Annotated in this window: 21 protein-coding genes, 1 tRNA gene and 2 pseudogenes; 14 read left to right on the forward strand and 10 right to left on the reverse strand. The window is 39.3% G+C overall.

Annotated features, from left to right (window positions below; genetic code table 11):
* The first annotated feature begins 140 nt into the window (after nt 1-140).
* Nucleotides 141-216: transfer RNA gene (locus tag POD11_RS15520), tRNA-Val, on the forward strand.
* Nucleotides 217-594: 378 nt separating this feature from the next.
* Here the strand turns inward: POD11_RS15520 and POD11_RS15525 are convergent.
* The 4 genes and pseudogenes from POD11_RS15525 to yccS form a co-directional block, all read right to left on the reverse strand.
* Nucleotides 595-1380, reverse strand: coding sequence for a YdcF family protein (locus POD11_RS15525; protein ID WP_262457827.1), 786 nt, complete (start codon nt 1378-1380; stop codon nt 595-597).
* Nucleotides 1381-1494: 114 nt separating this feature from the next.
* Nucleotides 1495-4067, reverse strand: a pseudogene (locus tag POD11_RS15530) (PepSY domain-containing protein).
* A 155-nt stretch (nt 4068-4222) separates the two neighbouring features.
* Complete coding sequence (locus tag POD11_RS15535) at nt 4223-4798, reverse strand: SdpI family protein (RefSeq protein WP_002116136.1); 576 nt, start codon at nt 4796-4798, stop codon at nt 4223-4225.
* Nucleotides 4799-4898: 100 nt separating this feature from the next.
* A complete protein-coding gene (gene yccS / locus POD11_RS15540; protein WP_262457829.1) occupies nt 4899-7073 on the reverse strand; it encodes a YccS family putative transporter in 2175 nt (724 codons plus the stop codon).
* Between the two features lie 127 nt (nt 7074-7200).
* On the opposite strand from yccS, the gene POD11_RS15545 reads away from it, so the two are divergent.
* The gene (locus tag POD11_RS15545) at nt 7201-8415 is read left to right on the forward strand and encodes a multidrug effflux MFS transporter (RefSeq protein WP_262457830.1); all 1215 of its coding nucleotides are present in this window, start codon (nt 7201-7203) and stop codon (nt 8413-8415) included.
* Nucleotides 8416-8441: 26 nt separating this feature from the next.
* Here the strand turns inward: POD11_RS15545 and POD11_RS15550 are convergent, their stop codons facing one another.
* A complete protein-coding gene (locus POD11_RS15550; protein ID WP_262457833.1) occupies nt 8442-9149 on the reverse strand; it encodes a nitroreductase in 708 nt (235 codons plus the stop codon).
* A 510-nt stretch (nt 9150-9659) separates the two neighbouring features.
* Between POD11_RS15550 and POD11_RS15555 the strand changes: the two genes are divergently transcribed.
* From POD11_RS15555 to sbmA, 6 genes and pseudogenes are all read left to right on the forward strand, one after another.
* Complete coding sequence (locus POD11_RS15555) at nt 9660-9863, forward strand: hypothetical protein (RefSeq protein WP_262457835.1); 204 nt, start codon at nt 9660-9662, stop codon at nt 9861-9863.
* Between the two features lie 184 nt (nt 9864-10047).
* Nucleotides 10048-10188, forward strand: coding sequence for a hypothetical protein (locus POD11_RS15560; RefSeq protein WP_080649560.1), 141 nt, complete (start codon nt 10048-10050; stop codon nt 10186-10188).
* A gap of 99 nt (nt 10189-10287) precedes the next feature.
* Nucleotides 10288-11762, forward strand: a pseudogene (locus POD11_RS15565) (alanine/glycine:cation symporter family protein).
* A gap of 168 nt (nt 11763-11930) precedes the next feature.
* Nucleotides 11931-12905 (forward strand): patatin-like phospholipase family protein, encoded by a 975-nt coding sequence (locus tag POD11_RS15570; protein ID WP_262457836.1) that lies wholly within the window; start codon nt 11931-11933, stop codon nt 12903-12905.
* 204 nt (nt 12906-13109) lie between these two features.
* Nucleotides 13110-14345, forward strand: coding sequence for a threonine ammonia-lyase (locus tag POD11_RS15575; protein WP_005064397.1), 1236 nt, complete (start codon nt 13110-13112; stop codon nt 14343-14345).
* 238 nt (nt 14346-14583) lie between these two features.
* Nucleotides 14584-15780 (forward strand): peptide antibiotic transporter SbmA, encoded by a 1197-nt coding sequence (sbmA, locus tag POD11_RS15580; RefSeq protein ID WP_239967286.1) that lies wholly within the window; start codon nt 14584-14586, stop codon nt 15778-15780.
* Nucleotides 15781-15820: 40 nt separating this feature from the next.
* Here sbmA and POD11_RS15585 read toward each other — a convergent pair whose 3' ends face one another.
* A complete protein-coding gene (locus POD11_RS15585) occupies nt 15821-16570 on the reverse strand; it encodes a DUF4850 domain-containing protein (protein ID WP_262457837.1) in 750 nt (249 codons plus the stop codon).
* A gap of 124 nt (nt 16571-16694) precedes the next feature.
* Here POD11_RS15585 and POD11_RS15590 point away from each other — a divergent pair, with 124 nt between their 5' ends.
* Nucleotides 16695-17762, forward strand: a complete 1068-nt coding sequence (locus POD11_RS15590) for a DUF1176 domain-containing protein (RefSeq protein WP_262457839.1) — start codon at nt 16695-16697, stop codon at nt 17760-17762.
* 83 nt (nt 17763-17845) lie between these two features.
* A complete protein-coding gene (locus POD11_RS15595) occupies nt 17846-18364 on the forward strand; it encodes a hypothetical protein (RefSeq protein WP_032005407.1) in 519 nt (172 codons plus the stop codon).
* 78 nt (nt 18365-18442) lie between these two features.
* Here the strand turns inward: POD11_RS15595 and POD11_RS15600 are convergent, their stop codons facing one another.
* The 4 genes from POD11_RS15600 to gatC form a co-directional block, all read right to left on the reverse strand.
* The gene (locus POD11_RS15600) at nt 18443-19021 is read right to left on the reverse strand and encodes a DJ-1/PfpI family protein (protein ID WP_064785346.1); all 579 of its coding nucleotides are present in this window, start codon (nt 19019-19021) and stop codon (nt 18443-18445) included.
* A 167-nt stretch (nt 19022-19188) separates the two neighbouring features.
* Nucleotides 19189-20658, reverse strand: a complete 1470-nt coding sequence (gene gatB / locus POD11_RS15605; RefSeq protein WP_002116348.1) for an Asp-tRNA(Asn)/Glu-tRNA(Gln) amidotransferase subunit GatB — start codon at nt 20656-20658, stop codon at nt 19189-19191.
* A complete protein-coding gene (gatA, locus tag POD11_RS15610) occupies nt 20658-22136 on the reverse strand; it encodes an Asp-tRNA(Asn)/Glu-tRNA(Gln) amidotransferase subunit GatA (RefSeq protein WP_262457840.1) in 1479 nt (492 codons plus the stop codon). Before gatA ends, gatB begins: the two co-directional genes overlap by 1 nt.
* A gap of 52 nt (nt 22137-22188) precedes the next feature.
* A complete protein-coding gene (gene gatC, locus POD11_RS15615) occupies nt 22189-22503 on the reverse strand; it encodes an Asp-tRNA(Asn)/Glu-tRNA(Gln) amidotransferase subunit GatC (protein ID WP_262457841.1) in 315 nt (104 codons plus the stop codon).
* 133 nt (nt 22504-22636) lie between these two features.
* Here gatC and POD11_RS15620 point away from each other — a divergent pair, with 133 nt between their 5' ends.
* From POD11_RS15620 to POD11_RS15635, 4 genes are read left to right on the forward strand one after another with little or no spacing between them, the layout of a single operon-like run.
* Nucleotides 22637-23677: a rod shape-determining protein gene (locus POD11_RS15620; protein WP_000601379.1), complete on the forward strand. Its 1041-nt coding sequence runs from the start codon at nt 22637-22639 to the stop codon at nt 23675-23677.
* Between the two features lie 16 nt (nt 23678-23693).
* Complete coding sequence (gene mreC / locus POD11_RS15625) at nt 23694-24551, forward strand: rod shape-determining protein MreC (protein ID WP_262457842.1); 858 nt, start codon at nt 23694-23696, stop codon at nt 24549-24551.
* Nucleotides 24538-25029: a rod shape-determining protein MreD gene (gene mreD, locus POD11_RS15630; protein WP_262457843.1), complete on the forward strand. Its 492-nt coding sequence runs from the start codon at nt 24538-24540 to the stop codon at nt 25027-25029. The genes mreC and mreD overlap by 14 nt, the downstream gene beginning before the upstream one ends.
* Entirely contained in the window at nt 25017-25577 is a 561-nt protein-coding gene (locus POD11_RS15635; protein WP_262457906.1) for a Maf-like protein, read from the forward strand. The genes mreD and POD11_RS15635 overlap by 13 nt, the downstream gene beginning before the upstream one ends.
* The last annotated feature ends 98 nt before the right edge of the window (nt 25578-25675 follow it).

Genomic DNA, 25675 nt, shown 5'->3' on the forward strand with positions numbered 1-25675 from the left:
GCGGTAGTTCAGTTGGTTAGAATACCGGCCTGTCACGCCGGGGGTCGCGGGTTCGAGCCCCGTCCGCTGCGCCATTCTCTTGATTCCCTTGTCTAGAGAATGTAGAGTATAGAGATACATTCGTTATCTTTTCTCATTAAGGGCGCTTAGCTCAGTTGGTAGAGCGTCTGCCTTACAAGCAGAATGTCGGCGGTTCGATCCCGTCAGCGCCCACCATTATTTCTTTCAGAAAATTTAATTTCCTAAATTAATTCTTTCATAAATATCTTATCCTTGCATGTAAATTTACTTACTATGTGACTAAGTATCGATTCAACTTTTCTATTTTAAAATTAAAGTCTTTATTTCATTGTTAAGTTATTCTTTTAATGATCGTTAGTTTTTAAGGTTTCACTTACTACCTCTATATATACTCATACGTTTACGGGGGTGCTTTATTCTCATTAAATTACGCTATGTGTGATTAAAAATAAGAACCTAATCGGTAATTTATTAGCGTCAACGTATCTCAATTTTATATTTGTACTGATCACTAATTTTTCAAAATAAAAAAACTGCTACTTTTGAATAGCAGTTTTTTTATTACATTATTTTTTAATATTCGTTTAGAAGCCATCCACTCGCGTATGCAAAGTATTCACGTAACCATGCATTGTAGCGAGTAGCCAATGGTGTCTCGGCAGCGACTCCATAAACTTGGGTATAGCCCTGTTTTTTTGCGATTGCTACTGCTCGAGGTATATGAAAATCACTTGTCACGATAGCGATTGGCTGGTCTAAGGTAATCTGATGTTGTTCTAATAAGGGTTTACTATTTTTTAAATTAAGCTCAGTACTAGTACTCTTATCTTCAAGGATCATTTGATCTTTTGCGATATGATATTTTTGTTCAAGATAACGAGACATAACCAATGCTTCGCTTTCTTTTTCTGAAAAATCTAGACCACCTGTTAAAACAACCTGTGCTTGCTGCTGTTTTAGGGCTAAAGGGGCGGCCGTATCTAAACGTTTTGCAAGAATTGTAGATGGTTTACCATTTTCGACACCACTTCCTAAAACTATAATTGCTTTTACTAGAGGTATATTATCTGAAGTATCTTTATTTTCTTTAATAAAGCTAAAGAAATAGCCTAAGCCAATCAGCCATATCCAGAAGCATAACCATCCAAAACGCCAAAGTGTGTGTAAGCGATAGTGATAAAAGAAAAAGCGTTCTAAGTGATAATAAAATAAAGAATAAAGGCAGAAAAAAGTACCTAAAATTAAAGGAATAATTGTGCCTACATTAATTTTATTGAGACAAATTAGAACTAATCCATCTAGAAATAAAATCGAACCAATGATTGCTAGGAAAATACGGATCCACTTACTGACTTGCATTGTGCTTAGAGTTGCAATTTAAATTGCAGACAGTGTATGCAAAATCAATCTGAATGCAATAAAAAACCGAGTAAAGCATTTAAGCTATTACTCGGTTTTTGTTTTTATTGACCTTTAATACACATCACGACGGTAACGGCCTTGTTGTCTTAACTCATCGACCTGTTCTTCACCTAGAATTTCAATAAGGGCTTGATCGACTCCACTTGCCATACCATCAATACTACCGCATACATAAAGAACAGCACCGCGTTCTACCCAGCTTACTAATTCTGCTGCATTCTGACGAATTACATCTTGAACATACACGCGTTGTTCTTGGTCTCTTGAAAATGCTAAATCAAGGCGTTTTAACATTCCTGTGGTTTGCCATGCTTCAATAGTTGATGCATAGAAGAAATCACATGCTCTTTGACGTTCACCGAAAATTAACCAGTTTTCAGTATAATCATGACGCGTACGGGTGTGTAATAAGCTCATTAAGCCAGCAATACCTGTTCCGTTACCAATACAAATAATAGGGCGGTTGTCATCAATTAGATGGAATGATTCATTGGTACGAATACGTAAAGCAATTTCATTATTAACTTGCGTATGTTGAGTGAGCCAACCCGAACCTAAACCTAAATTACCAGACGCATCATATTGTTGACGAACAACTAAACGAAGGACTTGTTGAGAAGGAATACTCGCAATTGAATACTCCGTGTTGGTAAGTTAGGAAGCTGTTCTAATAAGTGGTCCAGATTAGCAAATGGTTCAATTTCTCCTGTTAAATCTTTATTCCAAAGGGCTTTTTCGATTGAAATCTGTAATGAATCAACTTTTGAATTTTTAACAATATGGTGGTGCTGCAAAAACTCATTAATACGTTCAGCACTATTACCCGGTTGTATTTCCGCAATATCACCTGCTTGCCAAATGGCCTCATGACTTGCTTTAAGTTCAATATTATAAGCAGGTTGACCTAAGCTATTTGGATTGAGTAAGTCACGTTGCTGCAATGTCCATGTATCAAAGACTTTTTCTAAATTTACAGCATGCAAATCTAATTTAGTTGCTTTCGCGAGAGATTGATTCCAGTTTTGGATATCCGATAAGTTTGCATTATCAACTTCAATTGTATTGAAGAGGGCATGAGCACCATTTGCTTTGAGCCAAGCGTCCACCGCATGACCAAAACTACAATAAGTGTCTGGATATTCTTTAGAACCTAACGCCAAAACAGCATAGTTGATGTGCTTAAGATCTAAATTCGATTTTAAAAGTTTCTTAGCAAAGCTTGTGGCGAGATCAGGAGCATCACCAGTACCATAAGTACTGATTACAAATAGAATTTGCTCATGCTGCTCTAAATCAGCTGGTGTTAGCTGCTGTACAGGTTTTACCTGAACAGGTTGATGAGCCTCCTGTAAACTTGTTGCCGTACTCCAAGCGAGTTGTTCGGCTACACCAGTCTGAGTTGCATAGGTAATAAGCCAAGATTTTGCATTTGGATCAATGTATTGTCCCGCTAAAGACTGGCGAGCTGCCTGTGTTAATTTTTTCTGTTTACGGCGTTTAAGATAAAGCATCCACCCTGTAACCAAGAACAAAGGCATAGCTAATGAGGCAAGCATCGCAACAAATTGATAAATTGGTCCAAAGAAGCTACCGCGGTGTACAGGTAACATACTGCTCATAATCTTCTGATTAAGCTTTTTATCTTCGTAAAGCTCCATCTTTTCGATGTTGCTAGTTTGATAATTATAGGTGGCTTGGTTACGTGCACGTTCATGTTGTGGGGTAGCATCAACAAAGCTTAACTCAATTTTTCCATCATCTTTTTTCGGTAAGTTCAATGTTAGTGTCGAATAATCACGTCCGACCTGACTATTGAAACCGCTCCACGTTTGATTGAGTGCTGTAATAAGCTGAGTATTATCTAATTGTGGTTGATCATTATTACGGCCAGTTTGTTTGCCTTGTTGCATTCCACGCTTTTGAGGAGTAGCGCCATGACCTTGTGACTTAGGTTGTTCAACGCCCATCACTTTGAACATGCCACTACGCCACCAGTCATAAGACCAATATAGACCTGTACACGCAAAAAGAAGATAAAAAACAATGACCCATGTGCCGACAACAGCATGTAGATCCCAAATAAAATTTCGGCCTTTAAGTTTCGGTTTTACCGCAAGCCATTGACGAGCAGAATGCTTTTTGGGCCAACGTAAATATAATCCACTGAGTACAAAGTAAATTAACATGAGTGCACAAGCAGCAGTAATTTGTTTACCAACTTCACCAGCGGTTAAATTACGATGAATTTGTTGTATGAGTAATAATAACTTTCGGCCTTTAACATCTGGCAGAACCTGAGCATTATAAGGGTTCACCATCATATTGTAGCCACGGCGTTCACCTTCTTTTTCAATATTTACAATAGAAGAAGAGGTGGGGTCCTTGGCAATTGTAATGCTATTAATTTTGATTTCAGGCTGAGTTGTATTGAAATGCTGATAAAGCTGAGCAGGGGTTAGTTTTGGACTATTTTCAGCTTGAACAACATAACTATCAGAATTCACCCATTTTAAAATTTGTTGGTCATAAGAATAAATTGCCCCTGTAACACCCATAATGGATAAGATGAGGCCAGCAGTAATACCCAGAAACCAATGAATTTGAAATAAAATTTTTTTAAACATGGTCGAAAATGTAAATATGATGGAGATCTTGTAACGAAGTATAGCCGAAGATTGGGGAGATAATATGGATTTTGGAGATAATATTAATTTTCATTATCATTTATTTTTAGCTTATTAAAAAACCTCCCTGAGGAGGCTTTTTTTTGAATAGAGAATTACAAGGTTTTTGGCTCGCCAACAGATTCTTTTAAGTGCGTGCGAATGGTATTGAACGAGAAGTTCTTAGAATCCATGCGCTTAGGTAGAATATAAGCACCTTGTTGTTCTTGGCCTTTTGGATCTTTTACTTTGAAATTGACCAAAATAAAATCAGGTGTATTGTACCATTCGTAGATATTTTTCCATCCAATAGTACCAACGCCTTCTTGTAGACCCATTTGTTGACGCATCACAATACCATGAGGCTGCACACCTAAACGAATCCCTTTGATTTCCTGTACCGGAAATTCATTCATTTTGCGTTTAACGTACCATTCTAATCCGTATTTACGACCTAGGTAATAAAGTACTACAGCGACAATAGCAACCCAGCAAAAAACAGTAGAGTAGTTCTTAATAAAAATAAGACCTAATATAGCTAGGGCTAAAACGACACCCATAATTGCCCAAATTTTTGTGCTGATTTTATTGGTGCTGCGCCAGATAAGAAGCTGTGCATTACGTTGTTCAGCTTCTGACACATCATATGGTACAGGCTGAAGCGTATAAGCGTATAAAGTTTTCGCGGTCATAGTGCAAATAACAAATTGTAAACTGTTTTAAGTTTAGCACTAATTGGCATAAGTCAGGAAAGGATATTATGCCAATTTCATACTAATTTCCGACTCAAATTTATAACGATGCGAGCTCACTGGCATCATTATCAAGATCATGACTTAGCCGTTGTTTTAACATACTAAATCGGTTCAATACTCCAAGCATGAGCGAGAGCTGCTGTAAAATAATGAGTGATTTTTGGTCTTCCTCATTATTTTGACTTAAACGTTGGCGTATCGTTTGGAGCATATTTTGTGCTGTAAGATCAGGCATCTCATCTCTTAATAAAGCACCTTCAATGTCATCTAGTGCTTGGTCTAAAAGTTTAAGAACAGCTTGATCTTGAATATTTTCTCGATGTGCCCCAAGTGCTGCGATATAACTTAAAAATGTATGGTTTAAACATAAAAATTCAAAGATATCGGATTTACGGGTAGGGTCAAAGTCTGGCTCGGTCGCTAAAGTTGAAATAAGCGAAGCAACCTCGGCATCAGTATTATGAGCAGCACGTCTTACAATACGGTAATTCAGCGCATGATTACGGCCTTCATGATATTGTTTAACGACTTCAGCTAAATAATTGCATTGAGCTTGTAATGAACGTCTGATGTTGCGAGGTAAGCGTCTGAATTTCCAATCCGGCCAAATAAATGTCACTCCAAACCAAGCTAGGGCACATCCAATTAAAGTATCTACAAATCGCGGAATAGCAGCGGCCATCGCTGAACCATCTAGATTAAAGTTAATTAATGCAAGAATAGTGATAAAGGCTGTTGCCTGTGCATATTGCTTACTACGTAACTCAAAAAATAGGACTCCACTTAATATCAACATGAATAGTTGTCCTTCGGTCGAAGGAATTAAGAAGATAATTGCAAGTCCAACAACAATACCAATTAAGGTTCCGACAATTCGTAAGCGTAAGCGACGTTTGGTTGCGTTGAAGTTGGGTTGGCTTACAAACAGAGCCGTAAGCATAATCCAATAGCCATACTCAATACGGGTCATTTGGATAAAGACATAGCCAATAAAAAGTACAATCGAAACACGAATTGCATGGCGGAAGAGTACAGATTCGGGAGTTAAATTCTGTTTTATTCGGATGATAATATCATTCCATCCTTGTAAATCATCATCTTTCAGCTGATTTTCGGCTTGTTTTACTTTATCAGATTGAATGTGTTGTTCAGTTTCCAAGTTGAGCAACTGAGAGTCGATAGACTTTAAATTTTGATATAAAGCGAAAAGAGCATTTACCCATAAAAGGTCATAATGCTGATCACGTCTTAGCTTCTCTAAAGACAATCTTAGATTTTCAAAACTCTGTTTAAAGCGTTTATTATGATTGTAAGGTTTACGTTGTAAAATACATTCATTTAGCTCTTGGCAAGCTTTACCTTGAACTGCCAAAATTCGTTGAAATCTAAATAAAATATCGCTGTGCTGAAAAATTTTGGCTAGTTTTTGATAGTCGATATGGGCTGAGTCAGCACGCTCATGAATATCTTGAGCAACAAAATAATAATGTAGGCTTCGGCGTGTATCTTTTTGTCCACGGTCACCTTTTAAACGAGTCAATAACGCTGTTTTTAAATCATTAAAAATCGTAATTAATTTACCATTTTCTAATGACAGCTCAATCATACTTTGCTGATAGCTGGCAGGCGTCATATCAACATCAAACAAATTCGACTTTGCGAATAAAAAGTCGCCTAGAGATGCATAAGACGCTGCGAGTTTGTCTTGCAGTTGGCGAACCGGAAACAATAAAAAGCTAATAGTGGCAATCAGGCCATACCACGCAGCACCTGCGACTAAAAGGGCTGGTTGAATATACCAATGATCGAAAAGATGAACACCCAACATGGTATAGACCGAAACAACCAAACAGCCATAAGAAATGGTGGCATAACGACGTCCTAACGAACCTAATAAAATCCAGCCAATACATGAAGCAATCAACCCTAAGGCAAAAGCCATTGGGTAGGGGAAAAGTAGTTGTACGGATGCTGCGGTAACGAAGAAACCAATATAAGTATAAATCAGGTTCATGATTCGCACGGAAAAGCGATCATCAATATCACTTAAACCTGCTGCGACCACACCTAAAGTAAGGGGAATGGTTGCTAATTGATAGCCCAAAAAATAAGGCACGAAAGCAGTTCCTGAAAAGGCTATCAGCATTCGCACGTTATACATAAATGTTGTGTTATAAGTCGCTCTTTTTAGGCGTTTTAACCAAGATTTCAAAGGAAGTCCTTGCTGATCAACCTGAGTGATAAAGGATTTGCGTATTTCTACACCAATGTTGCACAAATCATACGATAGACAGTGTAAGCTTGTCTGTATGCAAATGATTGAAAAATGAAATATCGTTATGTCTGAACAAACAGCCCAGCGTCAATACTCTATTGGCTGGATTATGTTGCTCGCTTTGCTCACGGCGTTAGGGCCGTTATCCATTGATATGTACTTACCTGCATTGCCACAAATGGCTCATGATTTTGGGGTAAGTACGCAAATGGTGGCAAATACACTACCAGCTTATTTTTTTGGTTTAGCCATTGGACAACTGGTTTATGGCCCTCTAAGCGATCGTATTGGTAGAAAAAAACCACTTTACTTTGGCCTCGCACTTTATGCAGTCGCAAGCTTATTTTGTGTAATGGCTACTAATGAATGGAGCTTGATTGCCGCTCGTATTTTGCAAGCATTAGGCGGTTGTGTGGGTGTAGTCATGGCTCGTGCGGCAATACGCGATAAATTGGATGTTCAAGGCTCGGCACAAGCTTTCTCAAGCATGATGATTGTCATGGGACTTGCACCAATTTTGGCCCCAATGATCGGAGCATGGATTTTAATTTGGTTTCCTTGGCAGGCTATCTTTATCGCGCTTTCAATTGTGGGCGCAATCTGTTGGTTATGCGTACATTTCTTTTTTAAAGAAACTTTGGTAAATGATAAAAGGCTTAAGCTATCGCTCTATCAAGTGGTGACCTTATATGGAGCTATTTTTAAAGATGCAAGTTTCCGCCTACCTATGTTTGCAGGATGTTTAACAGGTGCAGCACTATTTTGTTATATCAGCTCAGCGCCTGCGGTTTTTATGGATCAGTACGGACTTAATCAGCAAGAGTTTGCTTATGTATTTGGACTAAATGCTTTTGGCATTATGTTAATGTCATCTTTAAATAAGCACCTAACAACACGTGTTGAGATCACTAAACGTTTAAAAGCAGGTTCATTTGTACAAGTGACTGGAGCCATCATTGTCTTTATTGCTGGTTTAGTTTCTGCGGCACCTTTATGGCTGGTTATGTTAGGGTTATTTTTAGCTATTTCAGGCATTGGTTTAACAGGACCAAATGCGATGGCGCTGGCAATGTCCAAACAAGGAGCACGAGCAGGGACAGCGAGTGCAATTATGGGAAGTATGCAATTCGCTTGTGGCCTTTTAGGTGGTGTACTTCTTAACTTTTTGATTTGGTCTGCATCACTCAATATGGGCGTGATGATGGTGTTATTTACACTGAGCGGTTTTATTGTCGTATTAAAAGCGACAAAACAGGTAAAAACCAAGCCATTCTCATAAATTTTTAGAGAATGGCCACTTATATATTATTCGTCTAGAAAAACTGCGAAATTTTCAACAGGCTCTCGAGGTGTAATAAAGGTATTTACAATATGCTGAGGGTCAGCATGACCTAACGCAATTGCACATACGAGCTCTTCTTCATCTGATGCACCCAAGATATCTAAAACAATAGGATGAAAATGGTTCCAAGCTGCTTGTGGGCATGTATCTAAACCACGAGCCTTAGCAGCGACCATCACGTTCTGGATCATCATCGCAATATCCATTTTAGACCCGATTCCCATGGTTTTATTTACGGTAAAGAAAAGACCGACTGGCGCATCAAACAGTTTAAAATTACGTAACTGCTGTTCAGCCATTTTTTCTTTTTCACCCTTTTGGATTTTGAGTAAACCATAAAGCCCCCAACCATTCTCGCGGCGGCGATCAATAAAAGGGGATATCCATTTTTCAGGATAATAGGCAAAAGTTTCTTTATATTGTTCTGCAAGTTGCGGGTTTTTTGAAACTTCAATTTGTGCAGCACAGACACGCTCAACAATTTCATCACGTTTTTTGCCTGTTACCACATAGACTTTCCACGGTTGAGTATTGGTTCCAGAAGGTGCCCGACTTGCGACTTTTAATATATCTTTAATCATTTCTGGTTCAATGGGTGTATTTAAAAATGCGCGGACAGAATGTCGAGAAGTGATAGCCTCATCAACGAGATGAACTTGTTCCAAATTCATGAGTACTCCTAGATCTTTTCTTAAATACTTCATGCTTTTTGAAGCCTAATCTAATGCTTTGAAAGTACTTCATTTATAAGAAAAAAGTATTAGAAAGAGATATCCTTACAGATGTGATAATTTAATTGGTTTGGACATAATGTCTGATTAATTATAATGCGGAAATGCCACTTTAGATTTAAATTAGACAAAAAAGCATCGCCTTATTGGCTATAAAAAGTAAATGCATAATACCAACTGGATTAAAAAATATTCAATTGAAAAAAAGGTATAATATGTTTAAAAACAGAGCGGAATAGATTTTTTTGAATAAAAAACAACCAGAAATTACATAAAATTTTAATGAAAAACATACACAAAATTTTAAATTTCTGCATAATACCGACTTTTTTACGCAGGTATGATTTCTCCATACTCAGGTTAGGAAAGAAATGGCTGCATACGAAATCCCTTTACAAAAAGGATTTTGGTGTAGAAATGGAGAAATACACGAGGAATAAGGAGCTTTAAATGAGTCTACCACTCATCAACAAGCAGTTCATGAAACAAGGATTGGCGATTACCATTGCAACCATGAAAATGAACATGACTCACGCAACTACTGGGCTACAAGAAAAACAACAGCTTGGTACAGATCTAAACGCACTCTTCTTCAATCAAGGGGAAAGGGGCGCAGATGGTCACATTATGGCGATGGCTTGTTACAGTCTTTGAAATTTATATCCAGTTTAGACATTCGCTCTCAAGTATATGTAAATATGCTTATTGGCTTAAATCCAGATTTTGTATAACTCGATTAATTGATGGGAATCATTAGACGAGATTATTTAGCGGTGGTCATTTGTTAGTTTCCAAGTTTGTAGCTGAGTCGATCCATACTACTTTTCCGAAAAGGGAAATGTTCAGTAGTGCGATGATATTATTTTTTTTGAAGGTCGCTTTCTCTCATGCAACTTTCAAAGGCTTAGTGTTGGGCATGATGTTGCTTAAACTTGTGACGATAATTGCTATTCAATTGACATTAAAAGTTTTTTCTTAAATGTACTGAAGGAGTCCCAATTTTTAGGGGCTTTTTTGTTTATTGCAGTATTTTGGCTTGTGCTAATAGCACATTAGCAAGAACGTAAGCGGACCGAGTATGAATGAACAACTCAATGCCACACTGATGTCGTGGGTACAATTTTTTAATGATCCTTTATGGGATTTTCTGGTTATTTTCTTGCTGGCTGTCGGTATTTTTTATACGGTCTTAACAGGGGCAGTGCAAATTCGCATGTTCTTGCAAAGTATTCGTGTTATGAAAAGCAGTCGTACAGAAGGCGCAGATGAGCATGGCCTTACACCTTTCCAGGCATTTGTAACTGGCCTTGCGAGCCGTGTTGGGGTAGGTAACATTGCCGGTGTGGCAATCGCGATTGCAATTGGTGGTCCTGGTGCGGTGTTCTGGATGTGGGTAACTGCTGTACTCGGTATGAGTTCTGCTTTTATTGAGTCTACACTTGCTCAGCTCTTTAAAGTTAGAGATAGCAAGACTAAGCAATTTCGCGGTGGACCAGCTTACTATATTACTCAAGGTTTACGCAGTAAAACCTTTGGTGTGGTTTTCGCACTAGCACTCATCTTTACTTATGGTTTCGTATTCAACTCGGTACAAATTAATGCGATTGCTAATGCTTCTTCACATGCTTGGGGTTGGGACAAAGCCAATCTTATTGCACATTTAGGTAGCGTTGACTTTGAAATCTCTTGGGTTGGTCTTGCTCTTGTAGTTATGGTTGCATTGGCAATTTTTGGTGGTATTAAACGTATTGCTAAATTTGCAGAGATGTTTGTACCTTTAAAAGCAGGTCTTTACCTAGCCGTTGCTCTCTATATCGCATTAAGCAACTATGCAATTTTGCCTGATATTTTAAAGCTAATTGTGACTGAAGCTTTCCATTTCAATGCTGCGGCAGGTGGTTTCTTTGGTGCTGCTGTATCAATGGCAATGATGCAAGGGATTAAGCGTGGCTTATTCTCTAACGAAGCTGGTATGGGTTCAGCACCAAACGCAGCTGCTGCGTCTGATGTAAAGCATCCTGTAAACCAAGGTTTGGTTCAAATGCTTGGTGTGTTTGTAGATACGTTCATTGTGTGTACAAGTACCGCAATCATCATTTTAGTTTCTGGCGTTTACCAAGATGCAGGTTTTGTTGGTGTTGAATTAACTCAACGTGCATTAGAAACTCAAGTTGGACACTGGGGTTCAGACTTCCTTGCTGTTCTATTATTCTTGTTCTGTTATTCAGCTGTACTAGGTAACTATGCCTATGCTGAAAGTAACGTACAGTTTATTAATAACAACCCGAAAGTCATGTTCATCTTCCGTATTTTCGTATTGGTGATGGTGTACTTCGGTGCAATCGGTAGTGTTCCACTTGTTTGGTCAATGGCTGATTTGTTTATGGGTATCATGGCAACCATTAACTTGATTGCAATTTTACTATTAACGCCAATGGCACGTACTTTGTTAAAAGATTACCGCGAGCAATTGAAACGAGGCATTAAAGAGCCAGAGTTTAAAATTGATAAATATCCAGAATTGAAGAAAAAAGTGATTCAGATATCTGGTAAGTTTCAAAAGGCCTCTTATACATAAGAGGCCTTTTTCATATAGAGGGTAAATAAAATACTTGAGTCTAAATTTTAAACATGACAAATTAAATAAATTCACTACAGCTTTTCACGAAAGTAGTCACTAAAATTGCAATCCGAACTTAAACCTTAGTGCGAAGATGGGCCATGAAACAGCTTAAATTGTGGGTTCTAGGACTCTCTTTGGTGTTGGCGGGATGCCAGACCACCACACACTTGTCTGCTGCTTTAAAACCACAAACGACAGAAGCTTATGCTCGTTCTGTCGATCAGCCATTTGCACGAATTAAAAAAATGCAAAAACGCCCTGTTGTCGCGCTTGTATTGGGGAGCGGTGGAGCACGTGGTTACGCTCATATCGGAGTTATTGAAGTTTTAGAACAACACGGTATTCGACCAGATTTTATTGTAGGTACCAGTGCGGGAAGTATCGTTGGAGCAATTTATGCAAGTGGTAAAACACCTGCTGAACTGCGTGATACTGCTTTAAAAATGAAAGCTGGTGATGTCCGTGACATTAGTATTGGTCTAAAAGGTTTTTTTGATGGTAAAAAAGTAGAGAACTACGTTAACGAGCAGGTAAACAATATGCCACTCGAAAAAATGAAAATCCCTATGTATGTGGTTGCAACCGAATTAAAGCATGGTACCAAAACCGTATTTAACTATGGCAATACTGGGCAAGCCGTAAGAGCCTCTGCTTCTATTCCGAGTATGTTTGTGCCGACTAAAATTGGTAAATCTGAATATGTCGATGGTGGGTTAGTGAGTCCTGTGCCGGTTGAAGTCGCACGAGATTTAGGTGCGGATGTTATTATTGCCGTTGATATTCTAGCTCAACCCATTTACACAGAAACATCGAATGTCTGGGGGCTGTTCAACCAGAATATTAATATTATGCAAGGACGTCTGGCGGCGGAAGAGTTGCAATATGCGGACGTAGTTATTCAGCCAGATTTAAGAGAAAAAGCGCATATTTTTGATGTCAAAGGCCGTGAAGCCACGATGAAATCTGGTATAGACGCAGCCAATGCCAAGCTTTCCGATATTCATTTTGCTATTGATGAAAAAATAGCTGAACAAAATATGTCTACGGAAGGACTGAGTGCCCAAACCCAATAAATAAACGTTAATATTCTGAAAATTAAATAAAAGCCTAAAAAGGGCTTTTTTTTTATGGAAGTTTAAAACTTCAATTTTTGAAATAAAATTTTTTGTATATTAGAGACATGTTGGATATGCTGAAAATTCTAATGGCCGATATCAAATATTGTTGCCATTTTTCAAAAATAATTGATTTGTAGTGTATTGAGGCTGACTGGATAAATGATACAGCAACAGGTTAAAAATGGGTTTCCAACATTAGATGATGTTCATGCTGCCGCAGAGCGTTTGGAAGGTTTAGTTGTAAAAACTCCCTTTGTTTTCTCAGAGACCATTTCTAAAACCTTAGGGGCTGAGATGTGGCTGAAATTTGAAAACTTACAATTTACAGCCTCGTTTAAAGAGCGTGGTGCTCTCAACAAACTATTATGTTTATCTGAACAAGAAAAGCAGCATGGTGTCATTGCTGCTTCGGCAGGTAACCATGCACAAGGTGTTGCATATCATGCTCAGCGTACAGGGGTGACTGCGACTATTGTAATGCCGAAATCTACGCCTAATGTAAAAGTACAGCGAGTGCGTGAATATGGCGCACGAGTTATTTTGCATGGTCAAGATTTTTCAGAGGCAGCGGCTGAAATGCATCGTGTTGCACAAGAAGAATCTTTAACAATTATCCACCCATTTGATGATGCTGAAATTATTGCCGGTCAAGGAACCATTGCGCTTGAAATGCTTGCCGCTGTACCTGATCTGGACATTTTAGTTGTGCCAATTGGTGGCGGTGGTTTAATTTCTGGTATTGCAATTGCTGCTAAAGCGATCAACCCGAAAATTAAAATTATTGGGGTACAATCAGTCGTATACCCAAGTATGGCAAAACTACTGTGCAATTATCAGCATGCAGTTTCAATGGGTTCGACAGTTGCTGAAGGTATTGCGGTAAAAACGCCGGGTGAGCTTACGACTCAAGTCGCTAAAGAATATGTTGATGACATTGTCGTTGTCACTGAAGATATGATTGAAGAAGCGATTGCGCTATTACTCAATATTGAAAAAACCGTGTGTGAAGGGGCAGGCGCGACAGGTATTGCTGCAATTATGTCTCGTCCTGATCTGTTTTTAGGTCATAAATTGGGGGTGGTGCTGTCTGGTGGCAATATTGATACACGCGTTATGGTCTCTGTGTTACAACGTCATTTAACTCGTACAGGGCGTATGGTTCGCATACGTGTTGAATTACCGGACAATCCGGGTGCATTAGCGCGTCTAACGGCTATTATTGCTGAGCAGGGCGGTAATATTTATGAGCTGCGTCATGAACGCTTTGCGGCAACAAGTCGTGCCAAAGAAAGTGCCGTGAGCGTCGATGTCGAATTAAAAAGTGCCTCTGACCTAGATTTGCTCATTCAAGCAATGCAATTGGAAGGCTATATTGTTCGTAAAGAAGAGATTTAATCTCTGATATCACTATGTTATAAAAGCTGTATATGGCTCTATCGAGAGTCATATACAAGGTAATTTAAATGGATTAAATTGCCAAAAAAGGGATTAATTTACAAAAAAACGATCAAATCCTTCAATGAAACAGGAAAAACTGACAATTCTCTAAACTTTACCCTTCACAATTTTAAGGTTTAGGTTTTAGTATTTCTTTCATTGTAAATTTGAAGAAATATAGGGATATCCACGCTCAATGTTCAAATCATTTTTTCCATCACCACGGTATTTTTTCATATCTGCGGTTGTTTGGATCGCGCTCAATATGGTGCTTTGGTACTCAGGTGGAAACACGTGGGGAACTTTTGTCGGGTTTGCTCAAGGCTACCATAATACTCAATTACCAGTGGGTGTGAGCCGTTTTTGGTCTCCAACTTTTTTATGGTTTTATATCTGGTTTTTAGTCTCCACTGCGCTCTTTGCTGGATTTTGGAAAATTGTTTCTAATAATCCATGGCAGGGTTGGTCCATCTGGGGTTCGGCTTTTATTTTATTCAATATTTGGTTTGGTGTTCAGGTCAGTGTTGCGATTAATGCATGGTATGTACCTTTTTGGGATTTAATCCAAAAAATGCTTTCAGATGGTGGTGGAGACCTCTCGGCACTATATAGCGAGACAATGGTCTTTCTTTATATTGCTATGGTCGCTGTAACTCTTGCTGTGATTAATGCCTTTTTTACAAGCCATTATGTATTCCGCTGGCGTACGGCGATGAATGAATACTACACAGAGCATTGGGATAAGTTACGACATGTTGAAGGTGCTTCACAGCGTGTGCAAGAAGACACTATGCGCTTTGCAACCATTATGGAAGACTTGGGTGTTGAACTGGTAAAAGCCGTGATGATTTTAATTGCCTTTCTACCTATTTTATTTCAACTGTCTAAACATGTTCCTGTTTTACCAATTGTTGGTGAACTAGAACATTCGTTAGTATGGGCAGCAATTGTATGGGCTGCTTTTGGTACCGTTCTTTTAATGGTTGTCGGTATTAAATTGCCTGGACTGCAATTTAATAATCAAAAAGTAGAAGCAGCTTATCGTAAAGAATTAGTTTACGGTGAAGATCATGCAGAGCGTGCAAGACCAGCTACTTTAAAAGAGCTATTTAGCAGAGTTCGTAAAAATTACTTTCGACTCTATTTCCATTATGCTTACTTTAACTTAGTCGCAACTTGGTATAAGCAGTTAGACATTTTATATAGTCTAGTTGTTTTATTTCCTGCAATTGCAAGTGGAAAGATGACATTAGGCTTGATTAATCAAATTGGTGGTGTATTCGATAAGGTTCGTGAATCTTTTCAATATTTAATTAGTTCATGGAAAACAATTATTGAACTACTTTCAATTTATAAGCGTTTAAAAGCCTTTGAATCGATACTACACAAATAAAAGAAAACCCGCGAAAGCGGGTTTTTTTATAAGCATTGGATTAATGGGTTGTATTATAAAAATTAAGGATAGGTCCTACCAAAGACTGCTGCGATTTATCTAAGGTGACTTGAATTTCTTTATAGTTAAAAGTGTCTTCATCATCATATTTTGCAATGCCGTGGGTTTGATTGTTCACTTGTGGAATTTGATAACTAAAAAAAGCCACTTTCTTAGAAGGATGAACAATGTTAATTAGTTTTTTAGGGTCTTTATAACCACCGAATTCATTTTCAAGACTTTCTTTTAACAGCTCAGGAAAATAAAGAGTTGCATTTGGTAGTCCACAGCCAACACAAAATGAAGAATCATAAAGTTCTATTGCTTGTTTTTGATCTGTACTCATTATTAGAGCAAAACCAGTCCCGTTAGCACCCGCATTTGCTTGCACATCTTGCCAGTTTCTTGGAACGAGCACTAAACCTGTTTCAGGTAATACAAGAAGCTTGAGCTGCTTAGCATGTTGAGCATCGAGTTGAAAATTAAAACGGCAGCTTTTAGGCGTGCATTTTTCAAAATCTTTAAGTAAACCATCCTCCATTGGGTTCTGTGCAGTAACACCATAAAACGGAACTGTAACGCCGTTTAAAAATTTTGCCTCTCCTAGAGTGTAGAACTGATTGTCTGCTTTGCGGGTTGCAGCAGAGCTATAAAATTTGGGGAAATGGGGAGTAAAGCTTTTTACTTCTGCATAAGCAGATGAGGTTAGACAGGTAAATGCAGTAAATAATAAAAAATTCAGTTTTTTCATTTTTAGAAAGTAATCAATTTAAATTTTATATAAATCTAGCATATTCTTTTAAACTAGACGGTAACTCAAAATTTAACACTATTGTTAACTTCATAATAAAACAGACTTATAGAGATATGAAATAATGAAAAATATGCTTTCAATTTGCTGTTTGGCAGTAATGAGTTCTTATAGTTTTGCTCAAGAAATCAAAGGTATTTCATTTTCATACCAAGAGTGGGAAATCTCGTGTAGCAATACGGGTACATGTAAAGCCGCAGGCTATCAAAGTGAAGAAAATGGTGATAATCCAGCATCACTTTTATTGGTGCGTAAAGCAGGGCCAAAACAACCTGTGCAAGCTGAATTTGCTTTATCAGACTATGAGCAAAGTTTGCCAGCCAACCAGCTTAAAAATATTCATTTTTATATAAATGGTAAAGATTTAGGCGCTGTGGCTGTAGATGGTGTTGAGTTGCCACTTATGGGTAAATTGAATAGCTCACAAGTCAACACTCTACTACAGCAGTCTAAACAGAAAACTGAAATTGTATTTAAAAATGCTCAGCATGAATGGAAAGTTTCTGATGCTGGAATGACTGCTGTGTTATTAAAAATGGATGATTTTCAGAAGCGTATCGGAACTGTTGGTGCTTTGGTTAAAAAGGGCAGCACCAATGAAACCAAAGTGCTTATGCCTAAACCAAAACTACTTGTTAAACGTATTAAGACTTCAAACAAACCTTATTTAACTTTACAGCCTAAAAATAAACAGTACCAGGCAATACACCGTAGTTTGATGACTGCTAAACCCAATCCGAAAGAAGATGGCTTTTGTGAAGGCGTTTATGGCGGTAATAGCGATGGAGCTGAACCACAGAAAATTGAGCTATATAAACTAACCAATAAGAAAGTTCTGGCGACTACGTTGTGCTGGAGAGGTGCCTATAACGAAGGATATGGTGCTTGGGTGTTAGATGAGTCTTTAAATGGTAAGGCAACATTTGTGACTGAGTCCGCTTCAGATTTTGATAGCGGTATTATCAGTAGTGCTCAAAAGGGAAGAGGCATTGGAGACTGCTGGGCAAGTGAAGAATGGGTGTGGGATGGTAAGAGTTTTGTACATACTAAGGATATGTGGACGGGTATGTGTAAAGGCTTGGCAGCAGGTGGGGTGTGGGAACTTGATCGAATAGAGTCTGTGGTGAAATAAGTATTTTGCGGTTACAGAGTCATAACAGGTAACTTTAGTGACTCTGTGATAAAAAGAACAGATTGTTTATTGGAGCCAGACCTATGTCACATCATCTTTACGCTATTGTTCGCCGTAAGTTTTCACACCTGAGCCGTTCAATATGTGTGGCTGCTGCTGTGTTGGGGACTACTCAAATTGCGATGGCTGGACCAACGGTTGATCAGCTCAGTGATTGTTTAGTTAAGGCTACAACGGCTTCAGACAAAACTACTGTACTTCAATGGACATTTACAGCTTTAGCAGCTCATCCAGATTTAAAAGCATTTAGTAATGTAACGCCTGAGCAAAAAGATCAGTTAGACCAAAAACTGGCTCAGGTTTTACAACGTGTGATTGTGGAGCAATGTTCTGCTCAGACCAAAGCTGTAATTCAGGCTGAAGGTGTGAAGGCGGTTGGAGAGGCTTTTCAACAGTTAGGTCAAAGTGCGGGTGAAGATATTGTTAAAGACCCGGCCGTTAAACAGCAGTTACAAGGTACATTGCGTTATATCGATTTAAATAAATTAGTGACGACGTTTTTAACACCAGAAATTTGGAATAAATTAGGGATTACGAGATAAAAATCTAGTTTTCTATTTTAGTAATAAAGCCTGCTATCTAACAGCAGGCTTTATTGTATTTGGGATAAAGAGATCTCTTTAGATCGTAATTTTAGCCCCTAAAACTTTCACAAATTGAGCTAACCAAGCTGGATGTGCAGGCCAAGCAGGTGCAGTCACCAAATGCCCATCTGTAACTGCTTCAGTCACAGCAATATCTGCGTATTGTCCACCTGCCAATTTTACTTCGGCAGCACATGCTGGATAAGCTGAGCAGAGGCGGCCTTGTAATATATCTGCCGCTGCGAGTAATTGAGCGCCATGGCATACGGCTGCTATTGGTTTTTTCACTCGATCAAACTCACGCACAATTTCGATAACACGATCATTCATGCGCAAATACTCTGGTGCACGACCACCCGGAATAACTAGACCTACATAGTCTTCGGTATTAACGGCATCAAAATCATAGTTAATCGCAAAGTTGTGGCCACGTTTTTCGCTATAAGTTTGTTCGCCTTCAAAATCATGAATAGCTGTCGCAATATGGTCACCATTCTTTTTATTTGGGCAAACCGCATGCACTGTATAACCTAAACCTGTTAAGAACTGAAATGGAACCATAGTTTCATAGTCTTCTGCATAGTCACCGACCAACATTAGAATCTTTTTAGACATGATTTATCTCTCTTATTTAAAATATATGTGATTTCAATTTTTAATTTAAATTAGCACAATGAAAGTATGATTTTTAGCAAAAAGCACATTCTTTAGTCGAAGGATGTTTCATAAGGATGTAAAAAAGCCCCGATAAATCGAGGCTTTTTTTGAGTTAGCTAATGAAATTAACCAATCAATTTTTTCATTAATTCATTTACTTGAGCAGGGTTGGCTTTACCCTTAGAAGCTTTCATGACTTGACCAACAAGACCGTTAAAGGCTTTTTCTTTACCAGACTTGTACTCTTCAACCATTTTTTCATTGGCTGCAAGTACTTCTTTAATGATCGCTTCAATTGCACCAGTGTCAGTTTCTTGCTTTAAGCCTTTTTCCGCAATAATGTCATCGGCAGATTTACCTTCCGATTCCCACATAAAGCCAAAGACTTGTTTAGCAATCTTACCGCTAATGGTGTTGTCAATAATGCGTGCAATCATGCCGCCAAGTTGTTCAGCAGAAACAGGAGAGTCTGCTAAGTCTAGGCCAGCTTTGTTTAACGCACCTGAGAATTCACCCATTACCCAGTTTGCTGATACTTTACCTTGCTTCGCACCGCCAGCAGCAGCCACAACAGCTTCATAGAAGTCTGCCATTTCGCGTGAGAGCGTAAGTACATGTGCATCGTACTCAGTTACACCAAAGTCTGCGATAAAGCGCGCACGGCGAGCAGCAGGGAGCTCTGGAAGTGCAGCGCGAGCAGCTTCGATTTGCTCATCTGCAATAATCACAGGTAACAAATCTGGATCGGGGAAGTAGCGGTAGTCATTCGCTTCTTCTTTAGAACGCATAGAGCGCGTTTCCATTTTGTTTGGATCGAACAAACGAGTTTCTTGGTCGATACTTCCGCCGTATTCCAAAATTTCCATTTGGCGTTCAATTTCAACATTGATCGCTTGCTCAATGAAACGGAATGAATTGAGGTTTTTAAGTTCACAGCGCGTACCAAAAGGTTGGCCCGGACGACGTAAAGATACGTTACAGTCGGCACGGAATGAACCTTCTGCCATGTTACCGTCAGAAATACCTAACCAACGTACTAATGTGTGAATCGCTTTAATGTAAGCAACAGCTTCTTCAACTGAACGCATGTCTGGTTCAGAAACGATTTCAAGTAAAGGTGTACCAGCACGGTTTAAGTCAATGCCAGACATACCTTCAAATTGGTCGTGTACGGATTTACCAGCATCTTCTTCAAGGTGAGCACGAGTTACGCCAATGCGTTTAGTCGTACCATCTTCAAGCTGAATGTCGATGTGGCCCAAACCCACAATTGGGTTATCCATTTGGCTAATTTGGTAGCCTTTTGGCGAGTCAGGGTAGAAGTAGTTTTTACGTGCAAATACTGATGCTTGGTCGATGTAAGCATCAATTCCAAGACCGAAGCGAATTGCAAGATCAACCACTTTTTCATTCAAAACTGGAAGTACACCCGGCATAGCCAAGTCCACAAGGCTCGCTTGCGTGTTTGGGTCTTGACCAAATTCAGTCGATGAACCAGAGAAAATTTTAGAATTGGTTGCAAGCTGAGTGTGAATCTCGATACCAATAACGACTTCCCAACCGTCAATCAATTTCAACTTTTGAGCTTCAGCCATTATGCGTTCTCCTCAGCAATTGCCGCACGTTGAGTATGGAAATCGGTGTTTTGTTGGTATTGATGAATAATCGATAACAATTGCGATTCTGACCAATAGTTACCAATCAACTGTAAGCCGACAGGCAAGCTGTCTTTATCAAAACCAACAGGAGCATTAATTGCTGGTAAGCCTGCTAAGTTCACTGCAAGTGTATAGATATCGCCTAAATACATTTCAGTTGGACTTAAGTTTGCACCAATCTTATATGCAGTTGTTGGTGCAGAAGGAGCAGCGATTACATCTACATTTTCAAATGCTTTTAAGAAGTCTTGTTGAATTAGACGACGTACTTTTTGTGCTTTTACATAGTAAGCATCGTAATAACCCGCAGAAAGTGCGTATGTACCAATAAGGATACGGCGTTGAACTTCTGGACCAAAACCTTCTGAGCGAGAGCGTTTATAAAGATCCATCAAGTCAGCTGGGTTTTCACAGCGGTAGCCGTAACGAACACCATCATAACGTGACAAGTTAGAAGATGCTTCAGCTGGTGCAATGAGATAATACGTTGGCACATAAGCTTCAGTCATGCTGAGGTCAATCTCAACAAGAGTCGCACCCATTTCTTCAAGCTCTTTCAAAGACTCTTCAACACGTGCTTTAACATCTGCATCTAAACCTGCAACGTTAAAGTATTGTTTAGGAATACCAATGCGTAGACCTTTTACAGATGTGTTGTTTAAGTTTGCAACGTAGTCATCAACTTCTTTTTTAACCGAAGTCGAGTCTTTTGCATCGTGACCTGCAATTACATTCATGAGGTAAGCACAGTCTTCAGCAGAGCGTGCCATTGGACCTGCTTGGTCTAAAGATGATGCATAAGCAATGATCCCGAAACGAGATACACGACCGTAGGTTGGTTTTAGGCCTGTTAAACCACAGAAAGAAGCTGGTTGACGAATTGAACCACCTGTATCAGTACCTGTAGCAAATGGTGCTAAATCAGCCGCTACAGCCGCAGCAGAACCACCTGACGAACCACCCGGAACATGGTCAAGTGCCCATGGGTTACTCGTTGCGCCAACATATGAGCTTTCAGATGTTGAGCCCATCGCAAACTCATCCATGTTCACTTTACCTAAAGTGACAAGACCGGCTGCTTTTGTTTTTTCAACAACAGTTGCATCGTAAGGAGAAATGAAGTTGTCTAATATTTTTGAACCAGCAGTCGTTTTAATACCTTTGGTACAAAAGATATCTTTATGCGCAAGAGGAATACCCGTTAAAGCTGTTGCATTACCTGCTTTTAATGCTGCATCGGCAGCGTCGGCTTCAGCAAGCGCTTGTTCAGGCGTAACCGTCACGTAGCTTTTTACCAGTGGGTCAATTTTAGCAATACGTTGCAAATAATGTTCAGTCAGTTCGCGAGATGAAAACTTCGCTTGGCTTAAGCCCTCAGCAAGTTCACGAATTGATAAGCGATGTAAATCAGTCATGAGTAAAATTTCTTTACATTCAAAATAGGGAAGATGGTTAATTGAGTAAAAGTTATTCAATCACGCGAGGAACAAGATACAAACCATCTTCAGTTGCAGGCGCAACCGCTTGGTATTCATCTCGATGATTGCTTTCAGTTACCACATCAGCACGTAAAGGTTGAGGATTGTCAAAAGGACTTTTCAAAGGTTCTACGCCTTCCGTATCAATGCCTTTTAAGGTTTCCATCATGCCTAAAATTTTATTTAGACTTTGAGCATATTCAGCAGATTGCGTATCATTGAGCGACAATCGAGCAAGATTGGCGATTGCTGAAACTGTTTGTGCATTTAAATCTGCTGAATGCTGTGCATCCGATGTAGACATAACATCACCTAATCAGTATTAAAAATTTTCAAAATATCGTGCGTTATAATAAGCGATTGACTTGTTCAAATCATCACATTTAGTTTAAAGTTGCCACCTTGCATCCACATGAAAGTTTAACTGAGAACGAACCGTGATTCTAAAACGACTAATTGGCTTGTTTTCGCCGGATCTAGCCATTGATTTAGGTACAGCAAATACACTTATTTATGCACCAGGCCGCGGCATTATATTAAATGAACCAACAGTTGTGGCAATTCGTCACAGTGGTTCACAAAAAATTGTTGCTGCTGTAGGTCTAGATGCTAAGCAAATGCTGGGCCGTACGCCTGCGAATATTTCTGCAATTCGTCCAATGAAAGACGGTGTAATTGCGGATTTTGAAGTGACTGAAACCATGTTGAATCAGTTTATTGGTAAAGTTCACGAAAAACGTTTGTTCCCACCTGCACCTCGTGTAGTTGTATGTGTACCATGTAAATCAACTTTGGTCGAGCGTCGTGCGATTCGCGAAGCAGTATTTAATGCGGGTGCCCGTGATGTTCGTTTGATTGAAGAGCCTATGGCTGCTGCAATTGGCGCAGGTATGCCAGTTGAACAAGCATGTGGTTCTATGGTTGTGGATGTTGGTGGTGGTACAACTGAAATTGCAATTATTTCATTGCAAGGTTGTGTCTATGCTGACTCTTTACGCATCGGCGGTGATGTTTTTGATGAGCAAATCATCAATTATGTTCGTAAAGCTCACGGTTGTGTAATTGGTGAAACCACTGCTGAAATTATTAAAAAAGAAGTCGGTATGGCTGTTTCTGATGGTACGACATTAGAAATCGAAGTTCGTGGTCGTAACCTTGCAGAAGGTGTACCTCGTGCAATTACTGTAACTTCTGACGAAATTACTCAAGCAATCTCTGATCCATTACAAAGTATTGTAAGCGCTGTTAAATCGGCACTTGAGCAAACTCCTCCTGAACTTTCTTCTGATATTGCTGAGCGCGGTATTGTATTGACAGGTGGTGGTGCGTTACTTCGTAACCTTGATAAATTATTAGCTCAAGAAACTGGTTTACCGGTTGTTGTTGCTGAAGATCCTCTTACTTGTGTAACCCGTGGTGGTGGTAAAGTATTGGAATTCTTCGACAATCCGAACCATGACATGCTTTTCGTCGGTTAAGTTTAAGGATTAGGCGGTGCAACCGAATATTTTTTCAAGACAGCCGCCATCTTTCCGCTCGTTCATTATTGCGGTCATTACATGCTTGGTTGTGCTGTTCTTTGATTGGCGCATGCCTTATGTAATTCAGCCAGCAAGGGATGTCTTGTACGCTGCATATAACCCAATTTATGCATTGGCCAGTTATCCAGTACTGTCGAGAGAATGGCTGAATCAACAAACAAAATCTGAAGCACAACTGCGTCGTGAAAATACCGCGATGCAGGCTGAGCTTTTACAAGCTCAAGTCCGCTTACAGAAGCTTTCTGAATTATCTGCTGAAAATACCCGTTTACGAGGACTTCTTGATACACCGTTAATTATTGATGGCCGTATGGAAATTGCCGAAGTGATTGGGACTGATGCAGATCCATTGCGTCATATCATCATTATTAACCGAGGCTCTATGGACCATATCAAGGTCGGACAAACGGTTTTGGATAATAAGGGGATTATGGGGCAGATCATCAATGTGTATCCTCATAGCTCACGTGTAATGTTGTTATCTGATAAAGAGCATTCACTGTCGGTACGACTTGAGCGTACAGGAATGCGAGCGATTGTTTCTGGTACAGGTGATTTAGGCCGTTTAAAAATGGAATATGTTCCGACCAGCGCTAATATTCTGGTGGGTGATAAAGTGTTTAGCTCAGGCTTGGGTGAACATTTCCCGGCAGGTTACGCTGTGGGTACAGTTGCCAAAATAAGACGTCATAATTCAGGTGAGTTTGCTGAAATTGATGTCACACCAGCAGCGCAATTAGCCACAGGGCACCATGTAGTTGTACTTTTCTCTGAGTCCTTAGCGAAGGAGCAGCCTTATGCCGATCGCTAAACTCAAACGAGAAAAGCGTAAAGACCCATTATGGGGAATTATTCTCTCCGTTATTGTGGGCTCTGTACTCATGGTTTACCCGCTATCCTATGATATTTCAGGCTGGCGACCATTATTCATGTTAATGATTATGCTATTTTGGGTAGTATGTCAGCCAACATGGTGTGGGGTCTGGTTTGCATTCGGGATGGGGATTTTTACAGACTTATTGCTTGATGCACCTTTAGGTCTCAATGCCTTAAGCTTTGTAATTGTGACTTTTCTTACCCGTTTTTTAATTCGGGAACGCCGTATTTTAACTTTTGTTAATTTATGGACGATAGCAACGCTGGTCATTATTACCCACTTAGCTTTTATGTGGGTAACACAGACCATGGGCGGAATTCATTTTTCGATTGCTAGACATTGGCAACCTTTGATGACGAGTATCATCACGTGGCCAGTCGTCTATTATTGTTTGGCAAAATGGCGCATATAGTTTTAGCATCTAGCTCTCCTCGTCGGAAGGAGCTGTTACAACAACTTGGCTTGGATTTTGAAATCTATAGTCCTGATATTGATGAGTCGGTACATGAAAATGAACTGGTTCATCATTATGTTGAACGTTTAGCTAGAGAAAAGGCACAAATCGTATTGAAGCTTTTTCCAGATGCAATTGTTATTGCTGCTGATACAAGTCTAGGACTTGATGGTCAAATTATTGGTAAGCCTGAATCGAAAAAGCATGCCTTTGAAATTTGGAAAAAATTGTCTGGACGTTGGCACGATGTTTTTTCTGGACTATGCGTTGCGACTCAACAACAAATGTTAAGTCAGGTAGTGCAAACACAAGTTGAGTTCCAGCACCTGACTACACAAGATATGGAAGATTATTGGACCACAGGTGAGCCTGTTGGAAAGGCGGGTGGGTACGCAATTCAAGGAATTGCCTCGCAATATATTCCCCAAATTCAAGGAAGTTATAGTAATGTGGTAGGACTTCCTTTATACGAATTTGCACAGTTATTAAAAAGAGTAAAGACATAAGGGGTTGTTATCATTCTTAATTGAATAGCATTGTCGACGAACACTAGACAAAGTTAAAGTTAACAGCTTCTCTGACTCTTTAATAAAAATTTTATAAT

Origin of the sequence: Acinetobacter sp. P1(2023) (assembly GCF_028367635.1) — a bacterium.
Classification (GTDB): Bacteria; Pseudomonadota; Gammaproteobacteria; order Pseudomonadales; family Moraxellaceae; genus Acinetobacter; species Acinetobacter pittii_E.

Excerpts from the sequence above, each read along its gene's own strand:
- sbmA (WP_239967286.1), top strand. The coding sequence starts at position 14,584 with ATGTTCAAATCATTTTTTCCATCACCACGGTATTTTTTCATATCTGCG.
- POD11_RS15545 (WP_262457830.1), top strand. The coding sequence starts at position 7,201 with ATGTCTGAACAAACAGCCCAGCGTCAATACTCTATTGGCTGGATTATG.
- POD11_RS15590 (WP_262457839.1), top strand. The coding sequence starts at position 16,695 with ATGAAAAATATGCTTTCAATTTGCTGTTTGGCAGTAATGAGTTCTTAT.
- POD11_RS15535 (WP_002116136.1), bottom strand. The coding sequence starts at position 4,798 with ATGACCGCGAAAACTTTATACGCTTATACGCTTCAGCCTGTACCATAT.
- POD11_RS15600 (WP_064785346.1), bottom strand. The coding sequence starts at position 19,021 with ATGTCTAAAAAGATTCTAATGTTGGTCGGTGACTATGCAGAAGACTAT.
- POD11_RS15585 (WP_262457837.1), bottom strand. The coding sequence starts at position 16,570 with ATGAAAAAACTGAATTTTTTATTATTTACTGCATTTACCTGTCTAACC.
- gatC (WP_262457841.1), bottom strand. The coding sequence starts at position 22,503 with ATGTCTACATCGGATGCACAGCATTCAGCAGATTTAAATGCACAAACA.
- POD11_RS15555 (WP_262457835.1), top strand. The coding sequence starts at position 9,660 with ATGAGTCTACCACTCATCAACAAGCAGTTCATGAAACAAGGATTGGCG.
- POD11_RS15570 (WP_262457836.1), top strand. The coding sequence starts at position 11,931 with ATGAAACAGCTTAAATTGTGGGTTCTAGGACTCTCTTTGGTGTTGGCG.
- POD11_RS15560 (WP_080649560.1), top strand. The coding sequence starts at position 10,048 with ATGTTCAGTAGTGCGATGATATTATTTTTTTTGAAGGTCGCTTTCTCT.
- POD11_RS15575 (WP_005064397.1), top strand. The coding sequence starts at position 13,110 with ATGATACAGCAACAGGTTAAAAATGGGTTTCCAACATTAGATGATGTT.
- POD11_RS15595 (WP_032005407.1), top strand. The coding sequence starts at position 17,846 with ATGTCACATCATCTTTACGCTATTGTTCGCCGTAAGTTTTCACACCTG.
- POD11_RS15525 (WP_262457827.1), bottom strand. The coding sequence starts at position 1,380 with ATGCAAGTCAGTAAGTGGATCCGTATTTTCCTAGCAATCATTGGTTCG.
- POD11_RS15635 (WP_262457906.1), top strand. The coding sequence starts at position 25,017 with ATGGCGCATATAGTTTTAGCATCTAGCTCTCCTCGTCGGAAGGAGCTG.
- mreD (WP_262457843.1), top strand. The coding sequence starts at position 24,538 with ATGCCGATCGCTAAACTCAAACGAGAAAAGCGTAAAGACCCATTATGG.
- POD11_RS15550 (WP_262457833.1), bottom strand. The coding sequence starts at position 9,149 with ATGAATTTGGAACAAGTTCATCTCGTTGATGAGGCTATCACTTCTCGA.
- gatB (WP_002116348.1), bottom strand. The coding sequence starts at position 20,658 with ATGGCTGAAGCTCAAAAGTTGAAATTGATTGACGGTTGGGAAGTCGTT.
- gatA (WP_262457840.1), bottom strand. The coding sequence starts at position 22,136 with ATGACTGATTTACATCGCTTATCAATTCGTGAACTTGCTGAGGGCTTA.